This window comes from Burkholderia sp. 4M9327F10, from assembly GCF_005503145.1.
GTDB lineage: Bacteria > Pseudomonadota > Gammaproteobacteria > Burkholderiales > Burkholderiaceae > Paraburkholderia.
Genome location: NZ_SCNV01000081.1, coordinates 1 through 20062, shown reverse-complemented (window position 1 = coordinate 20062; position 20062 = coordinate 1). Strand labels below are relative to the sequence as shown.

The following is a 20062-nucleotide window of genomic DNA, read 5'->3' as shown; positions in this document are numbered from 1 at the left end:
GTTGATCTGCGCGTTAGTGCGCCTGCCGATCCGCGCTAGCCGTGGCGGATCGCGACTGTCTTCAGCACCGTAAATCCGTACAGCGCCTCAAAACCCTTTTCGCGTCCATGGCCCGAATGCTTGACGCCGCCGAACGGCAATTCCACGCCGCCGCCCGCACCGTAATTGTTGATGAACACCTGACCCGAGCGTACCCGCCGCGCGAGACGCAACTGGCGCCCGCCGTCGCGCGTCCAGATGCCGGCCACCAGTCCATAGGGCGTGCCGTTCGCTAGCGCCACGGCTTCATCCTCGTCGGCGAAGGCCATGGCGGCGAGTACGGGGCCGAACACTTCTTCATGCGCGAGGCGGTGGCCCGGCGGGACGTCGCGCAGCAGCGTCGGGGCCTGGTAGAAGCCGGTTTCCGGCGCTTCGTGAATCACTTCGCCGTGTGCCGCCATGGCGATGCCGTCGTGATGCGCATCGGAGAGGAAGTCCCACACGCGTTGCTGTTGCCTGGCGCTGATGAGCGGTCCGCAGTCGAGGTCGGCGTGCGAGGGCCCGACCCGCAGCGCATTGAAGGCGGTGGCGAGACGCTCGAGCAACGGCTCGTAGACCGCACGCTCGATCAGCACGCGGCTGCCTGCCGAGCAGGTCTGCCCGGCGTTCTGCACGATTGCCGAGACGAGTACCGGTAGCGCCGCATCCAGATCCGCATCGGCGAAGACGATCTGCGGTGACTTGCCGCCCAGTTCGAGCGTGACGGGTACGTGATTTTCCGCCGCCATCTGCGCGACCAGCTTGCCGGTCTCGGGCGAGCCGGTGAACGAAATGTGGTCGATGCCGGCATGACGCGCGAGCGCGGCGCCTGCTTCGTGGCCATAACCGGTGACGATGTTTAGCGCGCCGGCCGGCAAGCCGGCCTCGGCGGCGAGTTCGGCCACCCGCAGCACGGACAGGCAGGCGTCCTCGGCCGGTTTGACGACGCACGCGTTGCCCGCCGCGAGCGCCGCACCGACGCTGCGGCCGAAGATCTGCATCGGGTAGTTCCACGGCACGATATGGCCGGTCACCCCGTGCGGCTCGCGCACGGTGAAGACGGTATAGCCGGCCTGATAGGGAAGGGTCTCGCCGTGCAGCTTGTCGGCGGCCCCCGCGTAGAACTCGAAATAGCGGGCCAGCGCCGCGGCGTCTGCGCGCGCCTGGCGCAGTGGTTTGCCGGTGTCGCGCGCTTCGAGTTGGGCGAGTTCTTCATGACGCGCCGCTACCAGCAGGGACAGCCGGTACAGGACGCGCCCGCGCTCGGCTGCGCTGGCGGCGCCCCAGGCGCCTTCGAAGGCATGCCGTGCGGCACGCACCGCGGCCTCGATATCCGCGGCGGTGCCGCGGGCCAATTGCGTAAACGGCTGCCCGTCGGACGGATCGAGCACTGGAATCGTCTCGCCCCCGAAAGGGGCGGTCCATTCGCTGCCGATGAAGTGTTTCGCTTCTTCCATGCATGCTCCTGGCTGAAAAGGCATCTGGCGCACCCGCAAGCGCATCTGCAATCCCGCTTCCGGCTCATTCTCGAAGCCCGGCTGCAACGGCGCGGTTTCAATCGCGGTTTCGACGATTATCGCGCCGATCGTCACGGCGGTGCCATCGGCCGATTGGCTATAATGGCGTATTCCGCACTTCCGGCCGCGGTGCCTTGTCTGATCTGGGTCAGACGCAGTAACGCGCGCCATGTTCCGACTTCCATCCTGATCAGAGAGCGCTCATGAGCTTCAATCACGTCCCCGCAGGTAAAGACCTTCCGCACGATTTCAACGTCATCATCGAAATCCCGGCGCAAAGCGATCCGGTGAAGTACGAGGCAGACAAGGATCTGGGCCTGCTCGTCGTTGACCGTTTCATCAGCACCGGCATGCGCTATCCGGCCAACTACGGCTTTATTCCGCAAACGCTGTCGGGCGACGGCGACCCGGTCGACGTGCTGGTGCTCACGCCGTTCCCGCTGCTGGCCGGCTCGGTCGTGCGCGCGCGCGCGCTCGGCATGCTGCAAATGACGGACGAATCGGGCGTGGACGCGAAGCTGATCGCGGTGCCGCACGACAAGGTCTGCCCGATGACGGCGACATTGAAGTCGATCGACGACGTGCCGGCGTACCTGAAAGACCAGATCAAGCACTTCTTCGAGCAATATAAGGCGCTCGAAAAGGGCAAGTGGGTGAAGGTCGAGGGCTGGGCAGATATCGATGCCGCGCACAAGGAAATCAGCGAAGGCGTCGCGAATTACAAGAAGTAAAACCGCGTACTCGCAAGTGAAAGCGTCGTTTCACTGAAGCGAATGCTGTGCAGAGGTCGGGAGGCAAGCTGTTCCGGTTTGCCTCTTCATTGCGCCGGGTGGGGGCAATCCCAACCGGTTCCAGCCAGTTTCAACCAGTCCAACAAGCAGTGGCCTCACAAGCGGTCCCAAGCGCCCTCAAGCGGGTCCCAGCCAGTTCCAGGCGGGTTCCTCAAGGGTTTTCGCGCCGCGCAAGCGGGCTGCCCGCAAACGGATCGTCACGCCAGTTGACGGTATCTCGCTTCGCCTGAGTGGCCGCAGGCTGCTTGGGCGACGTTTCAAAATGCTCGATCGATTGCCCGGCGCTCGTTGCGGCTTTCAGCCATTGCGGCATTTCTCCTTCGCCGCTCCAGATGTCGCCGGTAGCACTGCGGTAGCGCGCCTGCGTTTGTTTTGCCTGATCGCTTGCGAGAGATGAAGCCAGGTCGTCTGTGGTAATACCAAACTCTGCCATGCGGTGGCGGAGGTAGGCGATGATACTGTCGCGCTTCCTTTCGTCCATGGGGTATGCGTCCTTCAATTGGTTTTTCCGGCTCCAACGGAGCGCGGTGTGCGGTAAATGCCGCGAATAGGGTGAATCACTACACGTTTGACGTTGCCGCCGTTTGTCATACCTCGGCCCCGCTTTATGCGCCGGGTAAATCCTGCTTTTCTACTTCTGCGTTTAATTCGGTCTCAGTCCCAATCCCCACTTGTCCGACCACTGTCTGCGGCATAACCGATTCGAGTGTGCGTACACCCGCCGCCAGCGCGCGTTTCTCCGGCGCCGGCAAGCGTTTGACCCGATACTCGGCGCGCAACGCGCTTGAGCGGTCCGCCAGTTCGAATGATGCAAGCACCCGTAATGGTTTGCGCGAGCGCGTATAACGCGCGCCAGTGCCGTTCAAATGTTTCTCGAAGCGCGCCTCTACGTCGACGGCAATGCCGGTATAGACGCTACCGTCAGCGCATTCGATCAGATAGAGAAACCACGGCATGGGTGCAGCCAATTCGATGGGGCATCAGGAAAAAGGGCGGGTTGATTGCCCATAGCGCCGGGAAACAGGCGCTTCAGATGCGAAGTGTCCCACAGAAACCGTTTGTCGTGGTTACAGCGTTGTGGCGAGGGGGCACTGCGTTGCCGTACCCCTTAAACCTTGCCATTTAACTCCTGAACGGATTATGGTCGCGCAATTCGTCGACATACGCGTGAATGCTGTTGGTCTCGCTGTCGAGAAAGCGTGCTACCGCATCCGCGAACGCCGGGTGGGCAAGCCAGTGCGTCGAACGCGTGACCGTGGGCAGGAAGCCGCGCGCCATTTTGTGTTCGCCTTGCGCGCCGCCCTCGAACACCGCGAGTTTCTCTTCAATGCAGAATTCGAGCGGCTGATAGTAGGCGGTCTCGAAATGCAGGCACGGCACGTGCTCAAGCGCGCCCCAGTAGCGGCCGTACAGCGTGCCGCCGGTCTTTGCGTCGCGCTGGTACACCACGAGGGAACTGGCAATCGGCTTGCCGTCGTATTCCGCGATCACGAGCAGCAGGTTCTCCGGCATGGTCGCGCCAATAGTGCGGAAAAACTCGAGATTCAGGTATGGACTCGAAAAATGCTCGCGGTAAGTCTGCTTGTAGCACTTGGCAAAGAAGCGCCATTCAGCATCGCTGATATCTTCGCCACGCACGCGGCGCATCGTGACGCCCGCTTCACGCACCTTGCGGCGCTCGGCGCGGATGTTCTTGCGCTTCTTCTGCTCGAGTGTCGAGAGGAAGTCGTCGAAGTCGCGATAGCCGTCGTTGAGCCAGTGAAACTGCACGCCCTCGCGCTGCATCATGCCGATTTCGCTGAGCGCCTGAGCCTCGCTGGCAGTCGGAAACAGCACGTGTAGCGACGAGACGTCCGCCTGTTCGGCAAACGCCATCAGCGTGGCCGCCAGGTGGCGCAGCGCGTGCGGGTCAGTCGCCAGCAGGCGGCTACCCTGGACCGGCGTGAACGGCACGGCGCACAGCAGCTTCGGATAGTAGGCGAGGCCATTGCGCTTGTAGGCGTCGGCCCATGCCCAGTCGAACACGTACTCGCCGTACGAGTGCCCCTTCAGATACACCGGCGCGGCCGCCGCCAGCCGTCCCGTGCGCGGGTCGGTCAGCGTGACGAACTGCGGCGCCCAGCCGGTATCGGCCACCGCGGACTGGCTCGCGTGCAGCGCGCTCAGGAACTCATGCCGTAGAAACGGCGTGGGCTGTGCCTGCCCGGCGAGCAGGGCGTTCCACTCGGAGGCGTCCACCTCGAAGGGCGAGGCCAGAATGCCCGTGCGATAATCAAAGCGTTGCTGGTTCAATCTGTTTGACTGTTCCTGATCTGAGCGGCGCTCCGCGTCTAGCGGGGCATCGCTCGTTTGTCCGCGTATATGTCCGTGCCGGTACGCGTGGTTGCGACTTTGCCTGGACGTTTCCTGGTAGATCGAGCCACCTGGCCAGCATAACCGGCAAGCCGCGCGGCCTGCCCCCGATCCTGCCATGAAGACCCGAATCGCTCTTGCTCAACTCAATGTCACTGTCGGCGACTTCGCCGGCAACGTCGCGAAGATCGTCGCCGCCGCGCGCGCGGCGCACAACGACGGTGCGAAGCTGCTCGTCGCGCCGGAACTCGCGCTCTCCGGCTATCCGCCCGAAGACCTGCTGCTGCGCCCGGCCTTTTATGCCGCCAGCGCCGCCGCGCTTGCCGATCTCGCCGAACAGCTGAAGCCGCTCGCCGGCCTGCACGTGGTGGTCGGTCATCCGCACCGCGACGCCGCGCACGGCCATGGTAAAGCAAACGCGCCAATCGAGCGCGGCGTGCCGCCAGTCGACACCTTCAACGCTGCGTCGCTGATCGTCGACGGCAAGGTGGTCGGCACCTACCTGAAGCAGGATCTGCCCAACAGCGAGGTGTTCGACGAGAAGCGCTACTTTGCTTCGGATCCGAAGCCGTTCGTCTTCGAACTCGACGGGGTGAAATACGGCGTGGTGATCTGCGAAGACGTCTGGCATGCGCCGGCCGCCCAGCAGGCCAAAGCGGCCGGTGCTCAGGTGCTGCTGATTCCGAACGGCTCGCCGTATCACCTGAACAAGGAAGCCGTGAGGGTGGATATCCTGCGGGCGCGGATTCGCGAGACCGGTCTGCCGATGGTGTATGTGAACATGGTTGGCGCGCAGGACGAACTGGTGTTCGACGGCGGCTCGTTCGTGCTCGACGGCCACGGCGAGATGGTCGCAAAGATGGCGCAGTTCGAGGAAGGGCATGCCATCGTCGAATTCGACGGTGCCCGTCCAGTGCCCACTACGGTGGCGCCGGAGCAGTCGCTGGAGGCGCAGGTCTATGCGGCGCTGGTGATGGGCGTGCGCGACTACATCAACAAGAACGGCTTCCCGGGCGCGCTCATCGGCTTGTCGGGCGGCGTGGATTCGGCACTGGTGCTGGCCGTCGCGTGCGACGCGCTTGGCGCCGAACGCGTGCGCGCCGTGATGATGCCGTCGCGCTACACAGCGGACATTTCGACCACCGACGCCGCCGAGATGGCGCGCCGGGTCGGCGTGCGCTATGACGAGATCGCGATTGCGCCGATGTTCGACGCGTTCCGCGCCTCGCTCGCCGATGAATTTGCCGGCCGCGCGGAAGACGCCACGGAAGAAAACATTCAGGCGCGGATTCGCGGCACGCTGCTGATGGCGTTGTCCAACAAGTTCGGCTCGATCGTACTGACCACCGGCAACAAGAGCGAGATGGCGGTCGGCTATTGCACGTTGTATGGCGACATGGCGGGTGGCTTCGCCGTGATCAAGGACATCGCCAAGACGCTGGTCTACCGTCTGTGCCATTACCGCAACGCGGCCACTGCGTTCGCGAAGCAGGACATCATCCCGGAGCGGATTCTGACCCGGGCGCCGTCGGCCGAGTTGCGCGAGAACCAGACCGACCAGGACAGCCTGCCGCCGTATGAGGTGCTCGACGCGATCATGCGCATGTACATGGAAGAGGATCGCTCGCTTGCGGAAATCATTGCTGCGGGCTACGCCGTGGACGACGTCAAGCGCGTGACGCGGCTCATCAAGATCAACGAGTACAAGCGCCGCCAGGCACCGATCGGGATTCGCGTGACACACCGCGCATTTGGCCGCGACTGGCGCTATCCGATTACTTCGCGCTATACCGAACCGGTTGAGTGAGTGGCGCCGGTAGCGCGGCAAGAGGCGCAGTAGCAAGCGTAGTATCAAGCGCACTAACTGGCGCACCATGCAGCACAGTCTGAATCAGGCACGCGCCGGAATATCCGCAAGGCATCCGGCGCGGCGTAGAATCAAAGCTATCTATTTCCTTTCGGCTTTTCCGAACTATCCGATCAAGAGACGAGGCACGCCATGAAGCGCATCACTGCAGTCATCAAACCGTTCAAGCTCGACGAAGTCCGCGAAGCGCTTGCCGAGGTCGGCCTCACAGGCCTGACAGTGACCGAAGTCAAAGGCTTTGGGCGCCAGAAGGGGCACACGGAGCTGTATCGCGGTGCCGAGTACGTGGTCGACTTCCTGCCGAAGGTGAAGATCGAAGTGGTGGTGGCCAACGATCAGTGCGACCAGGTGATCGACGCGATCATCGGTGCGGCGCGCACCGGCAAGATCGGCGACGGCAAGATCTTCGTGGCGGATGTCGAGCGGGTGATCCGCATTCGCACCGGTGAGGAAAACGAAGCGGCGGTTTGAGGGAAGACGGCCTTTCGAGATTGACCTGCAGCGGACGCAGATCCGCTCGCGCCAATAAAAAACGGTGCGATACCCTTGCGGACATCGCACCGATACGCGCCTCTCGCAGCAGCGTGAAATTGATTCTGGAGTTCTCTTGCCTACACCGTTCGCTTAGAACGAGTGTTGGATACCTGCATAAACACCGCTCTGGCTGTGGCCGGGGGTCGGGTTCTCGTTGTACGTAATCGAGCTGCCCGAACCGCTGTTGCCGCCATTGCCTGCCGAGTTGGCGTCGAGACCGAAGTTAGCCGTCTTGCTGTTACGCACGGTAGCGATCTGGATGTCGAGCAACGTACGCTTGGACAGGTTGTACGAACCGCCAATCGTGTAGATGTTCGCGTTGCCTGCACCGTTGTTCGCGTTCACGTGATACACGGCTGCGATCAGTGCTGCGGCCGGCGTAGCTTGCCATGTCACACCACCCCATTCCTGGTCGGTCGTCGTCGGCGTGCCGATAGGTACACCGGTTTCACCCGAAGTACGCGCGGCCTGGTACACAGCCTGAATCTTGAACTGGCCGAGGAACACGTTCACACCGGCGAAGTACTCGCGGCCGTAGTTGAACGGACCATTCGGGGAATCCGCGGTCGGATCGCCGAGGCTACCGTTGATGTTGTTACGGATTTCGTCGTACAGGCCGCGAAGCTGGAACAGCGAGCTCGTGTAGGTCAACTGCAGACCGTCTTCACGGCCCTGTGCCGAACCGTTGCCGCCGTTAAAGGAGGTCGAGTTCGAGAAGGCGTATTGGCCGTACAGGTCAAAGCCGTAGAACTTCGGCGACTGGTACGAAATGTTGTTGCTCGACTGCGGCCAGTTGCGGCCGCGGACCAGCGATGCCGACGACCAGTTCGATTGACCGAACGGGTCGAAGTCCCACACGCCGTTCGAGATGAACAGTTCACGACCGAGGAGCAGGGTACCGTACTGGTCGTTCGATGCACCGACAGTTGCCCAGCGATTGAAGAGACCGCCATTGCCAGGGCCCGCGCCCGTTACCGTGCTGAACGAGCCTTCCAACTGGAACAGGATCTTGTTGCCGCCACCGATGTCTTCAACGCCCTTCATACCCCACAGGCTCGTGCCCCAGTCGCCGCTTTCAACGCGGAAACGCGAGGTGGAACCCGTATAGTTGGAATTCGGAAGACCGCTGATATATTCGACACCCGCGTCCAGGCGGCCGTACAGCGTCACGCTGCTCTGTGCGTGCGCAACTACACCGGCCGACATCAGCGCTGCGGCGAGTAATGCTTTCTTCATCTTCTCCTCCATACCCTGTCAAAAGAAAAACCCAGTACTGCGAATGGTGTCCGGACGCCAGCGGCGCCGAACAGAAATCCGTACCAGGGAGACGGTTTGGGTCGATCGGGTGTGTTGTCACGACGATGCAGCCTGGGGCTGTCTTTGCGTCATGCCGATCCCTCGTCGACCGGATCTCCTCTGCGTTTTGAAGTGAAACTACTTTTAATCAACTTTGTTTTGGTACTTTGGTTACTAATTTATCAAAAATACCCTGAGCTGGGAGAAGAAATTGGTGTTGGGTCGCGCAGGTGTCTCCAAATTGCAATAGTGATGTGCTCAACATCTCGGCTTCACGTTTCAAAAACACCACGAAACCCTTGTATGACAAGGGAATCACGGATCGGCGAAGGCAAAGTCAAGGATTGCCACTATTGACGCTGAAAAACGGTGGGAGTAGGGCAAAAGGCGGGATGCAAGCGCGATATTTGGGATGTTTTGCGCTGCAGAATGAGACGATGAAATGAAAAAGGCGCTTTCTGTAAGCGCCTTGTAATACTACATAAACTACAGCCGTTCTCCTAACGTTATTGCAACGTCATTTGAGGCTGCCGGAGAGGAACTGCCTGAGCCGCTCGCTCTTCGTGTTCCTGAATACTTCATCCGGATGGCCTTCTTCCTCGACGCGGCCCTGGTGCAGGAACATCACATGATTCGATACGTTGCGCGCGAAGGCCATTTCGTGAGTGACGACGATCATCGTGCGCCCTTCCTCGGCGAGCGTCTGCATGACCTTCAGCACTTCGCCCACCAGTTCCGGGTCGAGCGCGGAGGTCGGTTCGTCGAACAGCATCACGTCGGGATGCATGGCCAGCGCCCGGGCAATCGCCACGCGCTGCTGCTGGCCGCCCGAGAGGTGCGAGGGATACTGCTTTTCCAGCCGCGGCGCGAGACCCACCTTCTCCAGATACTCGCGGGCACGCTCCTCGGCTTCGCGGCGCGGCAGGCCGAGCACGTGCACCGGCGCCTCGATGATGTTCTCGATCACGTTCATGTGCGCCCACAGGTTGAAGTGCTGGAACACCATCGACAGCTTGGTGCGCACGCGCTGCAACTGCTTCGGATCGGAGACTTTCAGCGCGCCGGTCTTGTCCTTCTGCGTGCGCACCTCTTCGCCGTCGACGAAGATGCGCCCGGAGTTGGGCTGTTCGAGAAAGTTAATGCAGCGCAGCATCGTGCTCTTGCCCGAGCCGGACGAGCCGATCACGCTGATGACATCGCCGGCGTTCGCGCGCAGCGAGACGCCCTTGAGAACTTCGTTGTCGCCGTATTGTTTATGCAGCTCGTCGACAAAGAGCTTTTGCTTCCCGGTGTTCATGAATTGAGATCCTTGACGGCTTATTTGCCTTGCGGCCGCAAATAGGCGAGCCAGCGGCGCTCGGCGCGGCGGAACAGCCACACGAGCGTGAAAGAGATGGCCAGGTAGAGCAGGGCGGCGAGGCCGAACGCGTTGAACGACTGGTAGGTCGCCGAGTTGACGTCACGGGCAATCTTGAGGATGTCCGGCACGGTGGCGGTGAAGGCGACCGTGGTGGCGTGCAGCATCAGGATGACTTCGTTGCTGTAGTACGGCAGCGCGCGGCGCAGCGCCGACGGCAGGATGACCCGCCGGTACAGCGTGAACGGCGACATGCCGTAGGCGCGTGCGGCTTCGATCTCGCCGTAGGGCGTGGCCTTGATGGCGCCGGCGAAAATCTCCGTGGTGTACGCGCAGGTGTTCAGCGTGAAGGCGAGCAGCGTGCAATGCATGCCGTCGCGGAAGAAGGCGTTGGTCAGCTCGTGATTGCGGACCACTTCGAGGCTGTAGAGGCCGGTATAGCAGAGGAGCAACTGCACATACAGCGGCGTGCCGCGGAAGATATATGTATACAGCCACACGAGACCCGAGAGCCACTTCTTCTTCGAGACCCGCGCGACCGCCAGCGGAATCGACAGGCAGAAGCCGAGGCCGATCGACACCACCAGCAGCCACAGCGTAATCACGACGCCGGTCAGGCGATAGCCGTCGCTGTAGAGGTAGTTGCGCCAGTATTCCTGAATGATCTCGATCATAGGTCCGCCTTTCGTACGCCGGTCGAGTAGCGTTTTTCGAGGTACATCAGCACGAAGTTCGAGACCGTGGTGATGACGAGGTAGATGGCCCCGGCAAGCAGGGTGAAGAAGAAGAACCGCAGCGTGCCTTTGCCAGCGTCCTGCGAGGCCTTCACGACGTCGGCGAGGCCGATGATCGACACCAGTGCGGTGGCTTTCACCATCACCTGCCAGTTATTGCCGATGCCCGGCAGCGCGAAGCGCATCATCTGCGGGAACATGATGCGTGAAAACACCTGCCAGCCGGTCATGCCGTAGGCGGCGCCCGCTTCGAGCTGGCCGCGCGGCACGGCGAGGAAAGCGCCGCGGAAGGTCTCGGTGAAATACGCCCCGTAGATGAAGCCGAGCACGGCGACGCCGGCCACGAACGGGTCGATGTCGATCTGATCCCAGCCGAGCAGATCGGTCAGGTTGTTCAGCCAGATCTGCAGGCTGTAGAACAGCAGCAGCATCAGCACGAGGTCGGGCACGCCGCGCACGAGCGTCGTATAGAGCGTGCCGACACTGTATGAAACGCGGTTCTTCGACAGTTTGGCCGCCGCGCCGAGCAGGCCCAGCACGAAAGCAAACGCAAGCGACAGCACCGCCAGTTTGACGGTCTGCCAGGTGCCGTTAAGAAGCAACGGGCCGTAGCCTTGAAGAAACATATGAGGTCCTTGACGGTGCGTGAGTTGCGCACAGCAAAAGACGCGGCTTGTCTGCACCGCGTGGTGTCTGGATTCCGGACTCTTGTACCAGGGAGGCGACCCTCCGTCGTGCGGCGGGGGCCCATGCGGATACTCGCGGTCGCTATTCTAGGCGGTCAAAATTCTCGTGCCGGGTCCGCGCCGGGTCCTTTTCGACGGGTCGCGCGGCCGTTTTCACTAGAAAAGCGCGGTATTTTACCCGAACGGGCGAGACGCGCGAATCTCAGGGCCACGAGCCCGGCGGCATGTGGAGATTGGCTGCATTTATGGAACGATCCGGTGCACCCGTGCGGGTTGTGCCGGAAGGCGTGCGCCCATACATTCGCTGCATCGCAACGCATTGACCGGGAGAACCCTATGATCGAGATCCGCCGCTCCACCGAACGAGGCCACGCCAACCACGGCTGGCTCGACTCCTGGCACAGCTTCTCGTTTGCCGACTACTACGACCCGGAGCACGTGCACTTCGGGCCGCTGCGCGTGATCAACGAAGACCGCATCGCGGGCGGCCAGGGGTTCGGCACCCATGGGCATCGCGATATGGAGATCGTCACCTATGTGCTGGACGGCGCGCTTGCTCACCGCGACAGCATGGGCAATGGCTCGACCATCCGGCCCGGCGACGTGCAGCGCATGAGCGCCGGTACGGGTGTGATGCACAGCGAGTTCAACGCGTCGCCGGACGAGCCGGTGCATCTGCTGCAGATCTGGGTCTTGCCGCAACGCGCCGGCGATCCGCCCGGCTACGAGGAAAAGCGTTTCGAAGCGGCCGACAAGCGCGGTCGTCTGCGCATCGTCGCGTCGCCGGACGGGCGCGACGGTTCGGTGACGATTCACGCGGACGCCTCGATCTACGCCACGCTGCTCGACGGCGCCGAACAGGCCACGCTGCCGTTGGCGCAGGGGCGGCGCGCCTATGTTCATGTGGCGCGCGGTGCGCTGACCGTCAACGGCGAGGCGCTGCAGGCGGGTGATGCGGCGTTGATCGCCGATGCAGCCACGGTGACGCTGGAGAAGGGGCACGACGCCGAGGTGCTGCTGTTCGATCTGGGTACCTTGAAGGGCTGACAGGGAGAGCTGTGGCCGGCACACGGCACACGGCACATGGGCAAAGCCGGCAGGGCAAGCCACCAGCCCTTGGCCCACCCTGAACCCAAACGAAAAACGCCACGGAATTCGCTTCCGTGGCGTTTTTCATTGGCGTCTGGCGAAGGTCCGGCGGACGGCGCCCGCCGGACCTTCAGGCATCGCTGCTACTTACTGGTTCGCCGCCGGGGCCGATGCCGCGCCCTTGTCATGCTCCCAGTGCTGGCGCATCTTCTCATGACGCGCTTCCATCTTCGCCCAATGCTGCTTGAGCGCTGTGCTGACGATGGTCTTCTGCTGGTCGTTCAAGCCGTTGTAGAAGGCCAGCCAGGCAGCGGCGGTCTGCTCGCGCGCCTGGTGGCGCTGCTCTTCTGCCTTCTCGTGCAGATCGTGCAGCGCGTTCAGGTCGAGGATAGGTTGCTGTTGCAGTGCCTTGATCTGGTCGTGCAACTGCTTGTGGGCGGCACGACCCGCTTCACGATTCTGCTTCATCGTGTCGAGCGCGGTTTGCCACTGCTTTTCCTGGTCCGGATTCAGCTTCAACTGGCTGTGCAGCTGATTCAGTTCTTGCAGGAAGTGGCCATGATGGTGCCAGCCCCCGGGGCCTCCCTGGCCATCGGGTTGAGCGGCGTAGGCTGCGCCCAGGCCGATTGCGAGCGATGCAGCGGCGACGGCGACGAAGCGTGACATTTTTGTGGACATGATTGGCTCCTTGTAATGGAATAGCCGACGATGCAAACACGGCAACACAGGACGGGATGCATTCGGTAAGTCACAGCGTAAAGACCCGCGAGCGGTGCTGTGTTACCTGAGCGCTTGTCGCTATTACGCGACATTACGTGCGCCTTTCGTCGTAACACCCGGTAACCCTTTGCGGGGTGGCCGGCCCGGAAACCCCATCTCCTGCGCGTTAAACTTCATCCCATGGCTACTCAAATACTTGTCGTCGACGACGACGTCGAACTCCGCGATCTGCTGCGTGACTATCTGGCTCGTCAGGGCATCGAGGTTTCGGTGCTGCACGACGCCGGCTCGCTCGAGCGGCGGCTCGAGCGCGAGCGTCCGGACCTGATCGTGCTCGACCTGATGATGCCGGGCGTGGACGGCCTGACGGCGCTGCGCAAGCTGCGCGCCGCGGGCGACGATATCCCGGTCATCATGCTGACGGCGCGCGCCGATGATGTGGATCGCATCGTTGGCCTGGAGCTGGGTGCAGACGATTACCTCGGCAAGCCGTTCAATCCGCGCGAACTGCTGGCGCGCGTGCAGGCGGTGCTGCGCCGCCGTCGCACGCTGCCCTCGGCGGCTGCGCCGGAACAGCGCGAACCGTTCACGTTTGGCCGCTTCACGCTGGATTTCCAGTCGCGCACGCTGAATCTGGAAGACAAGCCGCTGACCTTGTCGGGCAGCGAGTTCGCGCTACTGAAGATTTTCGTCAATCACCCCATGCGTACGCTGACCCGCGAGCGCCTGCTCGAACTGCTGCACGGTCCGGAATACGACGGCACCGACCGCGGTATCGACGTGCAGGTCTGGCGTCTGCGCCGCATTCTCGAAACCGATCCGTCCACGCCGCGCTTCATTCAGACCGTGCGCGGCCGCGGCTACGTGTTCGTGCCGGATGGCGAACAGCATGCGCCGTCCCATTGATTCGCTGTTCGGACGGCTGGCGTTGCTGGTCGTCGGGGTCCTGATGCTGTCGCATTTCGCGGGGTATGCGCTGTTTCGCCTCGAGCGCAACCAGTTTCAGAACCGCTACGCGGTAGAAGAGGCCACCTTCCTCGTTGACGCGGTGCGCCAGCACGTCGCCCATACGCCGGACCAGCCCTTGCCGTCGCGCGTGCGGCTGGTCGATCCGGCCTCCAAAGACGTGCCGCCGGAGCAGACCGATACGAATACGCCCATCAGCCGCTTCCTCGACGACGTGCGCGATCGCATGCCGCCGGGCACCCAGGTGCGCATCGGCGAACCGGGCAGGCCTCCGGTGTTGTGGGTGCGCCAGCCGGCCGATCGCGACTGGATCGTCGTGCCGGTGCAGCCGCTGCGGCCGCCGCGCTCGGTCGACCGGATGGTGTTGTGGCTCACCATCATCTTCACGTTTGCGGTGATGGCGGCGCTTTTTGCCGCCTGGCAGTTGCAGCAGCCGTTGCGCTCGCTGGCCGGCGCCGTGGCGCGCTTTGGCCGCGGCTTGCCGGTGCCGCCGGTGCCCGAGCGCGGGCCACGCGAATTGCGCCAGTTGACCCACGGCTTCAACCAGATGGTGCAGGAAGTGGCGCGCACGGAGAACGACCGTGCGGTCATGCTTGCGGGTGTCGCGCACGACCTGAAGACGCCGCTTGCGCGGCTGCGCTTGCGGGCGGAAATGATGGACGAGGCCAAGGTGCGCGACGGGGTGGTGCGCGACGTGGACTCGATGACGCATATCGTCGAACAGTTTCTGGTGTTCGCGCATGACGGCGCCGACCGTAGCGAAGCCGTCGAGGTGGATACCCAATGTGAGCGGATCGTGCGCAGCTACCGGGCGGTCGCGGCCGGCTCACCGAACGTGCTGACCGACCTGAAGGCGGGGCTGGGCTTCCTGCTGCCGGCCGCCACGCTCGACCGGATTCTCTCGAACCTGCTCGATAACGCCCATGCCTATGGCGCCCCGCCGATCATCGTGGCGACGGCGCGCACCTCGTCGGGTTATACGTTGTCCGTACAGGATAACGGCAGCGGCATCGCGGCCCAGGATCTGATCAATGCGAGCCGGCCGTTCGTGCGGCTCGACCCGGCGCGCGGCGGCAACGGCCATAGCGGGCTGGGGCTCGCTATCGTGGAGAGGCTGGTGCGGCGTGCCGGCGGCGAGTGGGAAATCGGCAATTACGGCGGGCGTGGCCTGCGGGTGTTGATGACGTTCCCGTTCGAGGCGGTGCCGCGGATGACCTCGATCTCGGAAAGCGCCTGGTGAGTCGGCGCTGCTGAGTTGAGCCTGAATTACGCCTGCTTAGTGTCTGGTTAGTGTCTGGTTAGTGCCTGGGCGGTGCCATGTCTGGCGCCGTTATGGTCTGGCGGGCGCCGCCTGCAAGGCGCCCCCGTCTGCCCGGCCCTTACTCCGTAAACAGCGTATTCAACGCGCTGGCCGCTTCGCTATCCACCGTATTCCACGTCACGGTTTCAGCCTCGAAGATATAGTGCGTCGTGTATTTCCCAAGGCGCGCCAGAATCTCCTCCTGAATCAGCTCCGGCGCCACTTCCAGCTTCAGATACCACGCCGTCGACGATAAGCGCGTCTGAAAGGCGCCGTATTCGGCAAGCAGATGGTCGAACGCGTCAGCATCTTGATCGCGGCAAACGATGACCAGGTTTCCCTTCATGCAAATCTCCCGATAGAGCAGTGGCGACAAGCTTCGTATGAAGGTTGATGATACCTGCTTGGACGCGAGTCCTCACCCGGTCCTTACCAGGTCGTCGCGGCTGTGCGTGCCGGCGGTGCGGTGTCGTCGGGCGGCAGCGCCTCGGTGCGGTCGCGGCCGCCCGACTTGGCGGCGTACAGCGCGAGGTCGGCGCGGCTCATGAGCCGCTCGGGCAGATCCTCCGCCGAGAGTTCGGTGATCCCGATCGACACGCTCAGGCCGGCCGACGCCGGCAGTTTGGTCGACGGCCTGGCCTTGAGCCGGGTGCGCAGCCGTTCGACCACTTCGCGTCCTGCCTCGAGCGCCGTGGCCGGCAAGAGGATGCCGAACTCCTCGCCGCCCAGCCTGCCGATCGCGTCGCTCGCACGCAGTTCGGCGCGGCAGGTGTCGACAAAATGCTCGAGCGCGCGGTCGCCGGCGGCGTGGCCGAAGCAGTCGTTGATCTGCTTGAAGTGGTCGAGGTCGGCAATCGCCATGCAGAGCGGCTCGCCGCTCGCGCGGGCGCGGCCGATTTCGTCACGCAGCAGGTCGAGGAAGTAGCGGCGCGACAACGCGCCCGTCAGTGAATCATGACGGGCCTCGGCGGACAGCAGCGTATTGGCCGATTGCAACTGCTCGGCGAGGTCGCGCGTGGCGCGGTGATGGCGCCGCTCGCGCACATAAGAGACGGTGATCACCCATGCCAGTGCGGCGGTGCCGGCAAGCGTCAGAAACACCAGCAGGCGGTCGCGTTTATGGTTGCGCAGCAGTTCCGGCCAGGCGGCGAGCGGATCCACCAGATGCGCGGACAGCCCTGAGTTCAGGCCACTGCGCTCTTCGTACAAGACGGGTTCGGGCCGGTCCGCGACGCCGAACAGTTGTGCCGCGATCTCTGCCGGCACCCACGGCTCCTGTTCGCGCAACCGCTGCATGTCCGCTTTGATCTGCACGTTCGGGAAATCGAGCCGGCGGTAGGTGTTGGAGCGCTCGTCGGCGCTCATTTCGCGGACTCGCCCTTTGGCCAGCGCGTGCCCTTCGAGCGCGCTGTTGTGGGCCATGATGATGACGCCGTTCTCGTCGGCGACGAAGGTGCCCGCGTGGGCGACCCAGTGGCGCAAGCGCCCGATGCCCAGCTTGGCGACCACCGCGCCGACCAGCACGCCGCTGTCGTACACCGGCGCGGCAATGAAGATGCCCGGCTCGCCGCTCGCCCGGCCCACGCCGTAGGCCTCGCCCACGGCGCCCAGCAGGGCGTTGGACAGATAGTTGCGCGAGCGCATATCGACGCCGACGAAGTTGCGCGACTGCGCATTGCTCGATGCGACACACAGGCCGTTGGCGTTGACGAGCCAGATCGAGTCGAGCCCGGAGAAGCCCTGGGCTTCATGCAGGAAGCTGCTTACAGCGGACAGTTGCGGCGCATCGAGCAGGATGGCGCGCAACATGGGAAGCGGGGTGGCGCCGTTCGACACATAGTTTTGCGATTGGGCGAGCGCGCGCTGAACGACGTCCATTTCCGCCATGGTGGCCGGAATGGCGCGGGCCATGGAAAGGTCGCTGGCGATGACTTCCGCCATGTTGTCGACGATCGAGGCGGACATCTGCCGTTGCGTGCGCAGCGCGGCATCGAGCTCCTGCTGGACCATCCGGTCCGCGATGATGCCGGAGGCGAACCAGCACAGGAGCACGACCAGCAATAAGCTGAGCGGTCCGGACGCCTGGCGCAAGGATTTCCTGTTCATCGACTCTCAGATCCGTCTGACTTTTATATGCAACAAGGTCAATCGTTGCAGCGCGCCGGCGCTGGGTCGTTGCTTTAAGGCGGCGGTCCTGGCCGTCCGCCCGGTTTCAATTTTAACCGCCAGGTGGCGCAACGCCATCCGTTATTAAGGAATGCGGACGCTCCATCAGGCTATTAACGGCTATTGCGGAGTCTTTCTGAATGGAATTGCGGGTTTTCCAGCCCCATGACCGATTCATTTGGTCCGAAAGGTTGTGCCTGAAACACAGGTTGTAGTAGTGTCGTGCCGTCAAAAACAAGGAAAGCTCGCCAACCGCCCATGACGGCGTCCGGGGGCTGCGGACCCGGGATGGATGGCCCGGGGCTCGGCCACCACCGGTCAAACTCTCTCCGACGCTCACGACTAACGCGCATATGCTTGTTGCCATGCCTGATTTCCGCTTTCCGGACCGATTCTCCGGCCCTCGCGCCGAGCTTGCCTTGCAACAGGCAAGCGGGATTTATCCTGTCTCTCCGGCGCCGCTTCACGCGGCCTGTCTTAACATAGCCCACGCAACCAGGAAGGGTGCCTGATGGACTTCAGCTTCGATCTGAAACGCACCGCCAATGCTTCCGCCTGGCGGTTGCTCCCCAACGGCTGGGACTTCGTCGCCTTCCCGCTGATCATCTGCGTGATCGCTTTCACGGCGATCGGCTTTCACCAGACGCTCGCGCCGATCTCGACGCTGAAGACCCAGGTTATCTCCCTCGACCCGGCGAGCCTGCCCGAATACGCATTGCGTACCACGTTGCGCATGCTCGCGGCGATGGTCGCCTCGCTGGTGTTCACGCTGATCTACGGCACGCTGGCGGCCAAGAGCCGCCGCGCGGGCCTCGTGCTGATCCCGATTCTCGACATCCTGCAGTCGGTGCCGGTGCTGGGCTACATTTCGTTTACGGTGACGTTCTTCATTGCGCTGTTTCCCCACCAGGTGTTGGGTGCGGAGCTGGCGGCGATCTTCGCGATCTTCACGAGCCAGGCCTGGAACATGACGTTCAGCTTCTACCAGTCGCTGCGCACGGTGCCGCGCGATCTGGACGAAGTCTCGCGCGGCTTCCACCTGACCGGCTGGCAGCGTTTCTGGAAGCTCGAAGTGCCGTTCTCGATGCCCGGCCTCATCTGGAACATGATGATGTCGATGTCGGGCGGCTGGTTCTTCGTGGTGGCCTCCGAAGCGATCACGGTGGGCAACAACACGATCACGCTGCCGGGCATCGGTGCGTATCTGGCCCAGGCGATCTCGGACAAGAACCTGCACGCCGTGGGCTGGGTGATCCTGGCGATGACGGTGGTGATTCTCGCCTATGACCAGTTGCTGTTCCGTCCGCTGGTGGCGTGGGCCGACAAGTTCCGCATGGAAACCACCAGCTCGGGCAACGCGCCGGAGTCCTGGCTGCTCGACCTGGTGCGCCGCACCCGCCTGATTCACCGTCTGCTGGTGCCGATGGGCTGGATCTTCGCTAACGCCGCACGGGTGCCGATGCGCCTGCCGTCGTTTGCCCGCGTCAGCTTCCCGGTGCCGCAGCGGCAGAAGTCGTCGCGCATCGGCGACATCGTCTGGGGGATTCTTGTGATCCTGCTGACGGTGTACGTGGTCTATCGCGTGATCGCCTATGTGCGTACCGGCGTGACGCTCGACGAAGTGGGCCACGTGTTCGTGCTCGGCTTTATTACGCTGATCCGCGTGGCGCTGCTGATCGCCATTTCGTCGGTGATCTGGGTGCCGCTTGGCGTGCTGATCGGGCTGCGCCCGGCGCTCGCCGAAAAGATCCAGCCGCTCGCGCAGTTCCTCGCCGCGTTCCCGGCCAACCTGCTGTTCCCTGTGTTCGTGATCGTCATCGTGCGCTTTCAACTGAACCCGGATATCTGGCTGTCGCCGCTGATCGTGCTCGGTACGCAGTGGTATATCCTCTTCAATGTGATCGCGGGCGCCAGTTCCTATCCGAACGACTACCGCGAAGCGGCCACCAACTTCGGCATCCGCGGCTGGCAGTGGTGGCGCAAGGCGATGCTGCCGGGCATTTTCCCGTACTACGTGACGGGCGCGATTACCGCTTCGGGCGGCGCGTGGAACGCCAGCATTGTGGCCGAGTTCGTGCAGTGGGGTGATACCAAGGTGGAGGCTCACGGTCTGGGTGCCTATATCGCCAAGACCACTGCCGCGGGCGACTTCCCGAAGATCATTCTCGGCATTGCCGTGATGTCCCTGTTTGTGACTTTGTTTAACCGCTTGCTGTGGCGTCCGATGTACGCCTACGCCGAATCCAAGCTTCGGCTCGATTGACAGGAATTTAAAGGCAAACCGCGATGCAAAATCCTAAAGCTGCCGTAACCGCCGCGCCGGTCCAGACTCCGCCTGCTCCCCCGCGCCTGGGTGAAGAGATTCTGGCCGTCAAGGACGTGTCCCGAGGTTTCAACAAGACGCAAGGCGAGCTGCTGGTGCTCGACGATGTGAACCTGTCGCTGCGTGAAGGCGAGATTGTCGGCATGCTGGGCCGTTCGGGCTCGGGCAAGTCGACGCTGCTGCGTATCATCGCCGGCCTGATCGAGCCGACCGGCGGCGAGGTCTCGTACCTCGGCAAGCCGCTCGACGGTCCCGCCAAGGGCGTGGCGATGGTGTTCCAGACCTTCGCACTGTTCCCGTGGCTGACCGTGCTGCAGAACGTGGAAGCCGGTCTCGAAGCCCAGGG

19 protein-coding genes are annotated in these 20062 nt (G+C 63.0%); 8 read left to right on the top strand and 11 right to left on the bottom strand.

All coding sequences use genetic code 11. The annotated features are described in order from the left end of the window. Window positions 1-35 precede the first annotated feature (35 nt). Complete coding sequence (locus FFS45_RS37800) at window positions 36-1475, bottom strand: aldehyde dehydrogenase family protein (RefSeq protein WP_137959742.1); 1440 nt, start codon at window positions 1473-1475, stop codon at window positions 36-38. Window positions 1476-1738: 263 nt separating this feature from the next. On the opposite strand from FFS45_RS37800, the gene ppa reads away from it, so the two are divergent. Further along, window positions 1739-2266 (top strand): inorganic diphosphatase, encoded by a 528-nt coding sequence (gene ppa, locus FFS45_RS37795; RefSeq protein ID WP_137959741.1) that lies wholly within the window; start codon window positions 1739-1741, stop codon window positions 2264-2266. A 211-nt stretch (window positions 2267-2477) separates the two neighbouring features. Here ppa and FFS45_RS37790 read toward each other — a convergent pair whose 3' ends face one another. The 3 genes from FFS45_RS37790 to FFS45_RS37780 all read right to left on the bottom strand — a co-directional run bounded on the left by FFS45_RS37790 (window position 2478) and on the right by FFS45_RS37780 (window position 4618). Beyond that, window positions 2478-2825, bottom strand: coding sequence for an H-NS histone family protein (locus tag FFS45_RS37790; protein WP_283204792.1), 348 nt, complete (start codon window positions 2823-2825; stop codon window positions 2478-2480). Between the two features lie 106 nt (window positions 2826-2931). After that, window positions 2932-3282, bottom strand: coding sequence for a GIY-YIG nuclease family protein (locus FFS45_RS37785; protein ID WP_137959739.1), 351 nt, complete (start codon window positions 3280-3282; stop codon window positions 2932-2934). Between the two features lie 166 nt (window positions 3283-3448). Beyond that, complete coding sequence (locus FFS45_RS37780; protein ID WP_137959738.1) at window positions 3449-4618, bottom strand: GNAT family N-acetyltransferase; 1170 nt, start codon at window positions 4616-4618, stop codon at window positions 3449-3451. Between the two features lie 178 nt (window positions 4619-4796). Here FFS45_RS37780 and FFS45_RS37775 point away from each other — a divergent pair, with 178 nt between their 5' ends. Together FFS45_RS37775 and glnK are read left to right on the top strand one after the other, a co-directional pair. Beyond that, window positions 4797-6485 carry an NAD+ synthase gene (locus tag FFS45_RS37775; protein ID WP_137959737.1) on the top strand — a complete coding sequence of 563 codons (1689 nt, stop codon included), beginning with the start codon at window positions 4797-4799 and terminating at the stop codon, window positions 6483-6485. A 192-nt stretch (window positions 6486-6677) separates the two neighbouring features. Then, complete coding sequence (gene glnK / locus FFS45_RS37770) at window positions 6678-7016, top strand: P-II family nitrogen regulator (protein ID WP_007587958.1); 339 nt, start codon at window positions 6678-6680, stop codon at window positions 7014-7016. A gap of 153 nt (window positions 7017-7169) precedes the next feature. Here the strand turns inward: glnK and FFS45_RS37765 are convergent, their stop codons facing one another. From FFS45_RS37765 to hisQ, 4 genes are all read right to left on the bottom strand, one after another. Then, window positions 7170-8315 (bottom strand): porin, encoded by a 1146-nt coding sequence (locus FFS45_RS37765; RefSeq protein ID WP_137959736.1) that lies wholly within the window; start codon window positions 8313-8315, stop codon window positions 7170-7172. A 577-nt stretch (window positions 8316-8892) separates the two neighbouring features. After that, window positions 8893-9672 carry an ATP-binding cassette domain-containing protein gene (locus FFS45_RS37760; protein WP_137959735.1) on the bottom strand — a complete coding sequence of 260 codons (780 nt, stop codon included), beginning with the start codon at window positions 9670-9672 and terminating at the stop codon, window positions 8893-8895. A 20-nt stretch (window positions 9673-9692) separates the two neighbouring features. Continuing rightward, window positions 9693-10406: an ABC transporter permease gene (locus FFS45_RS37755; protein WP_137959734.1), complete on the bottom strand. Its 714-nt coding sequence runs from the start codon at window positions 10404-10406 to the stop codon at window positions 9693-9695. Continuing rightward, on the bottom strand, window positions 10403-11092 hold the full coding sequence (hisQ, locus tag FFS45_RS37750; RefSeq protein WP_137959733.1) for a histidine ABC transporter permease HisQ: 690 nt from the start codon (window positions 11090-11092) through the stop codon (window positions 10403-10405). The genes FFS45_RS37755 and hisQ overlap by 4 nt, the downstream gene beginning before the upstream one ends. Before the next feature lie 396 nt (window positions 11093-11488). On the opposite strand from hisQ, the gene FFS45_RS37745 reads away from it, so the two are divergent. Continuing rightward, complete coding sequence (locus FFS45_RS37745) at window positions 11489-12199, top strand: pirin family protein (RefSeq protein WP_137959732.1); 711 nt, start codon at window positions 11489-11491, stop codon at window positions 12197-12199. A 189-nt stretch (window positions 12200-12388) separates the two neighbouring features. Here the strand turns inward: FFS45_RS37745 and FFS45_RS37740 are convergent, their stop codons facing one another. Further along, window positions 12389-12919 (bottom strand): periplasmic heavy metal sensor, encoded by a 531-nt coding sequence (locus tag FFS45_RS37740; RefSeq protein WP_137959731.1) that lies wholly within the window; start codon window positions 12917-12919, stop codon window positions 12389-12391. 222 nt (window positions 12920-13141) lie between these two features. On the opposite strand from FFS45_RS37740, the gene FFS45_RS37735 reads away from it, so the two are divergent. Together FFS45_RS37735 and FFS45_RS37730 are read left to right on the top strand one after the other, a co-directional pair. Continuing rightward, the gene (locus FFS45_RS37735) at window positions 13142-13867 is read left to right on the top strand and encodes a response regulator (RefSeq protein ID WP_137959730.1); all 726 of its coding nucleotides are present in this window, start codon (window positions 13142-13144) and stop codon (window positions 13865-13867) included. Next, window positions 13851-15167, top strand: coding sequence for an ATP-binding protein (locus tag FFS45_RS37730; protein ID WP_137959729.1), 1317 nt, complete (start codon window positions 13851-13853; stop codon window positions 15165-15167). The genes FFS45_RS37735 and FFS45_RS37730 overlap by 17 nt, the downstream gene beginning before the upstream one ends. A 139-nt stretch (window positions 15168-15306) precedes the next feature. Here FFS45_RS37730 and FFS45_RS37725 read toward each other — a convergent pair whose 3' ends face one another. After that, window positions 15307-15573, bottom strand: coding sequence for a hypothetical protein (locus FFS45_RS37725; RefSeq protein ID WP_137959728.1), 267 nt, complete (start codon window positions 15571-15573; stop codon window positions 15307-15309). Between the two features lie 83 nt (window positions 15574-15656). Continuing rightward, entirely contained in the window at window positions 15657-17333 is a 1677-nt protein-coding gene (locus FFS45_RS37720; RefSeq protein WP_137959727.1) for a sensor domain-containing diguanylate cyclase, read from the bottom strand. Window positions 17334-17904: 571 nt separating this feature from the next. On the opposite strand from FFS45_RS37720, the gene FFS45_RS37715 reads away from it, so the two are divergent. After that, a complete protein-coding gene (locus FFS45_RS37715) occupies window positions 17905-19656 on the top strand; it encodes an ABC transporter permease subunit (protein ID WP_137959726.1) in 1752 nt (583 codons plus the stop codon). A gap of 23 nt (window positions 19657-19679) precedes the next feature. Continuing rightward, on the top strand, window positions 19680-20062 hold a 383-nt coding region (locus FFS45_RS37710; protein ID WP_137959725.1), incomplete at its 3' end, for an ATP-binding cassette domain-containing protein.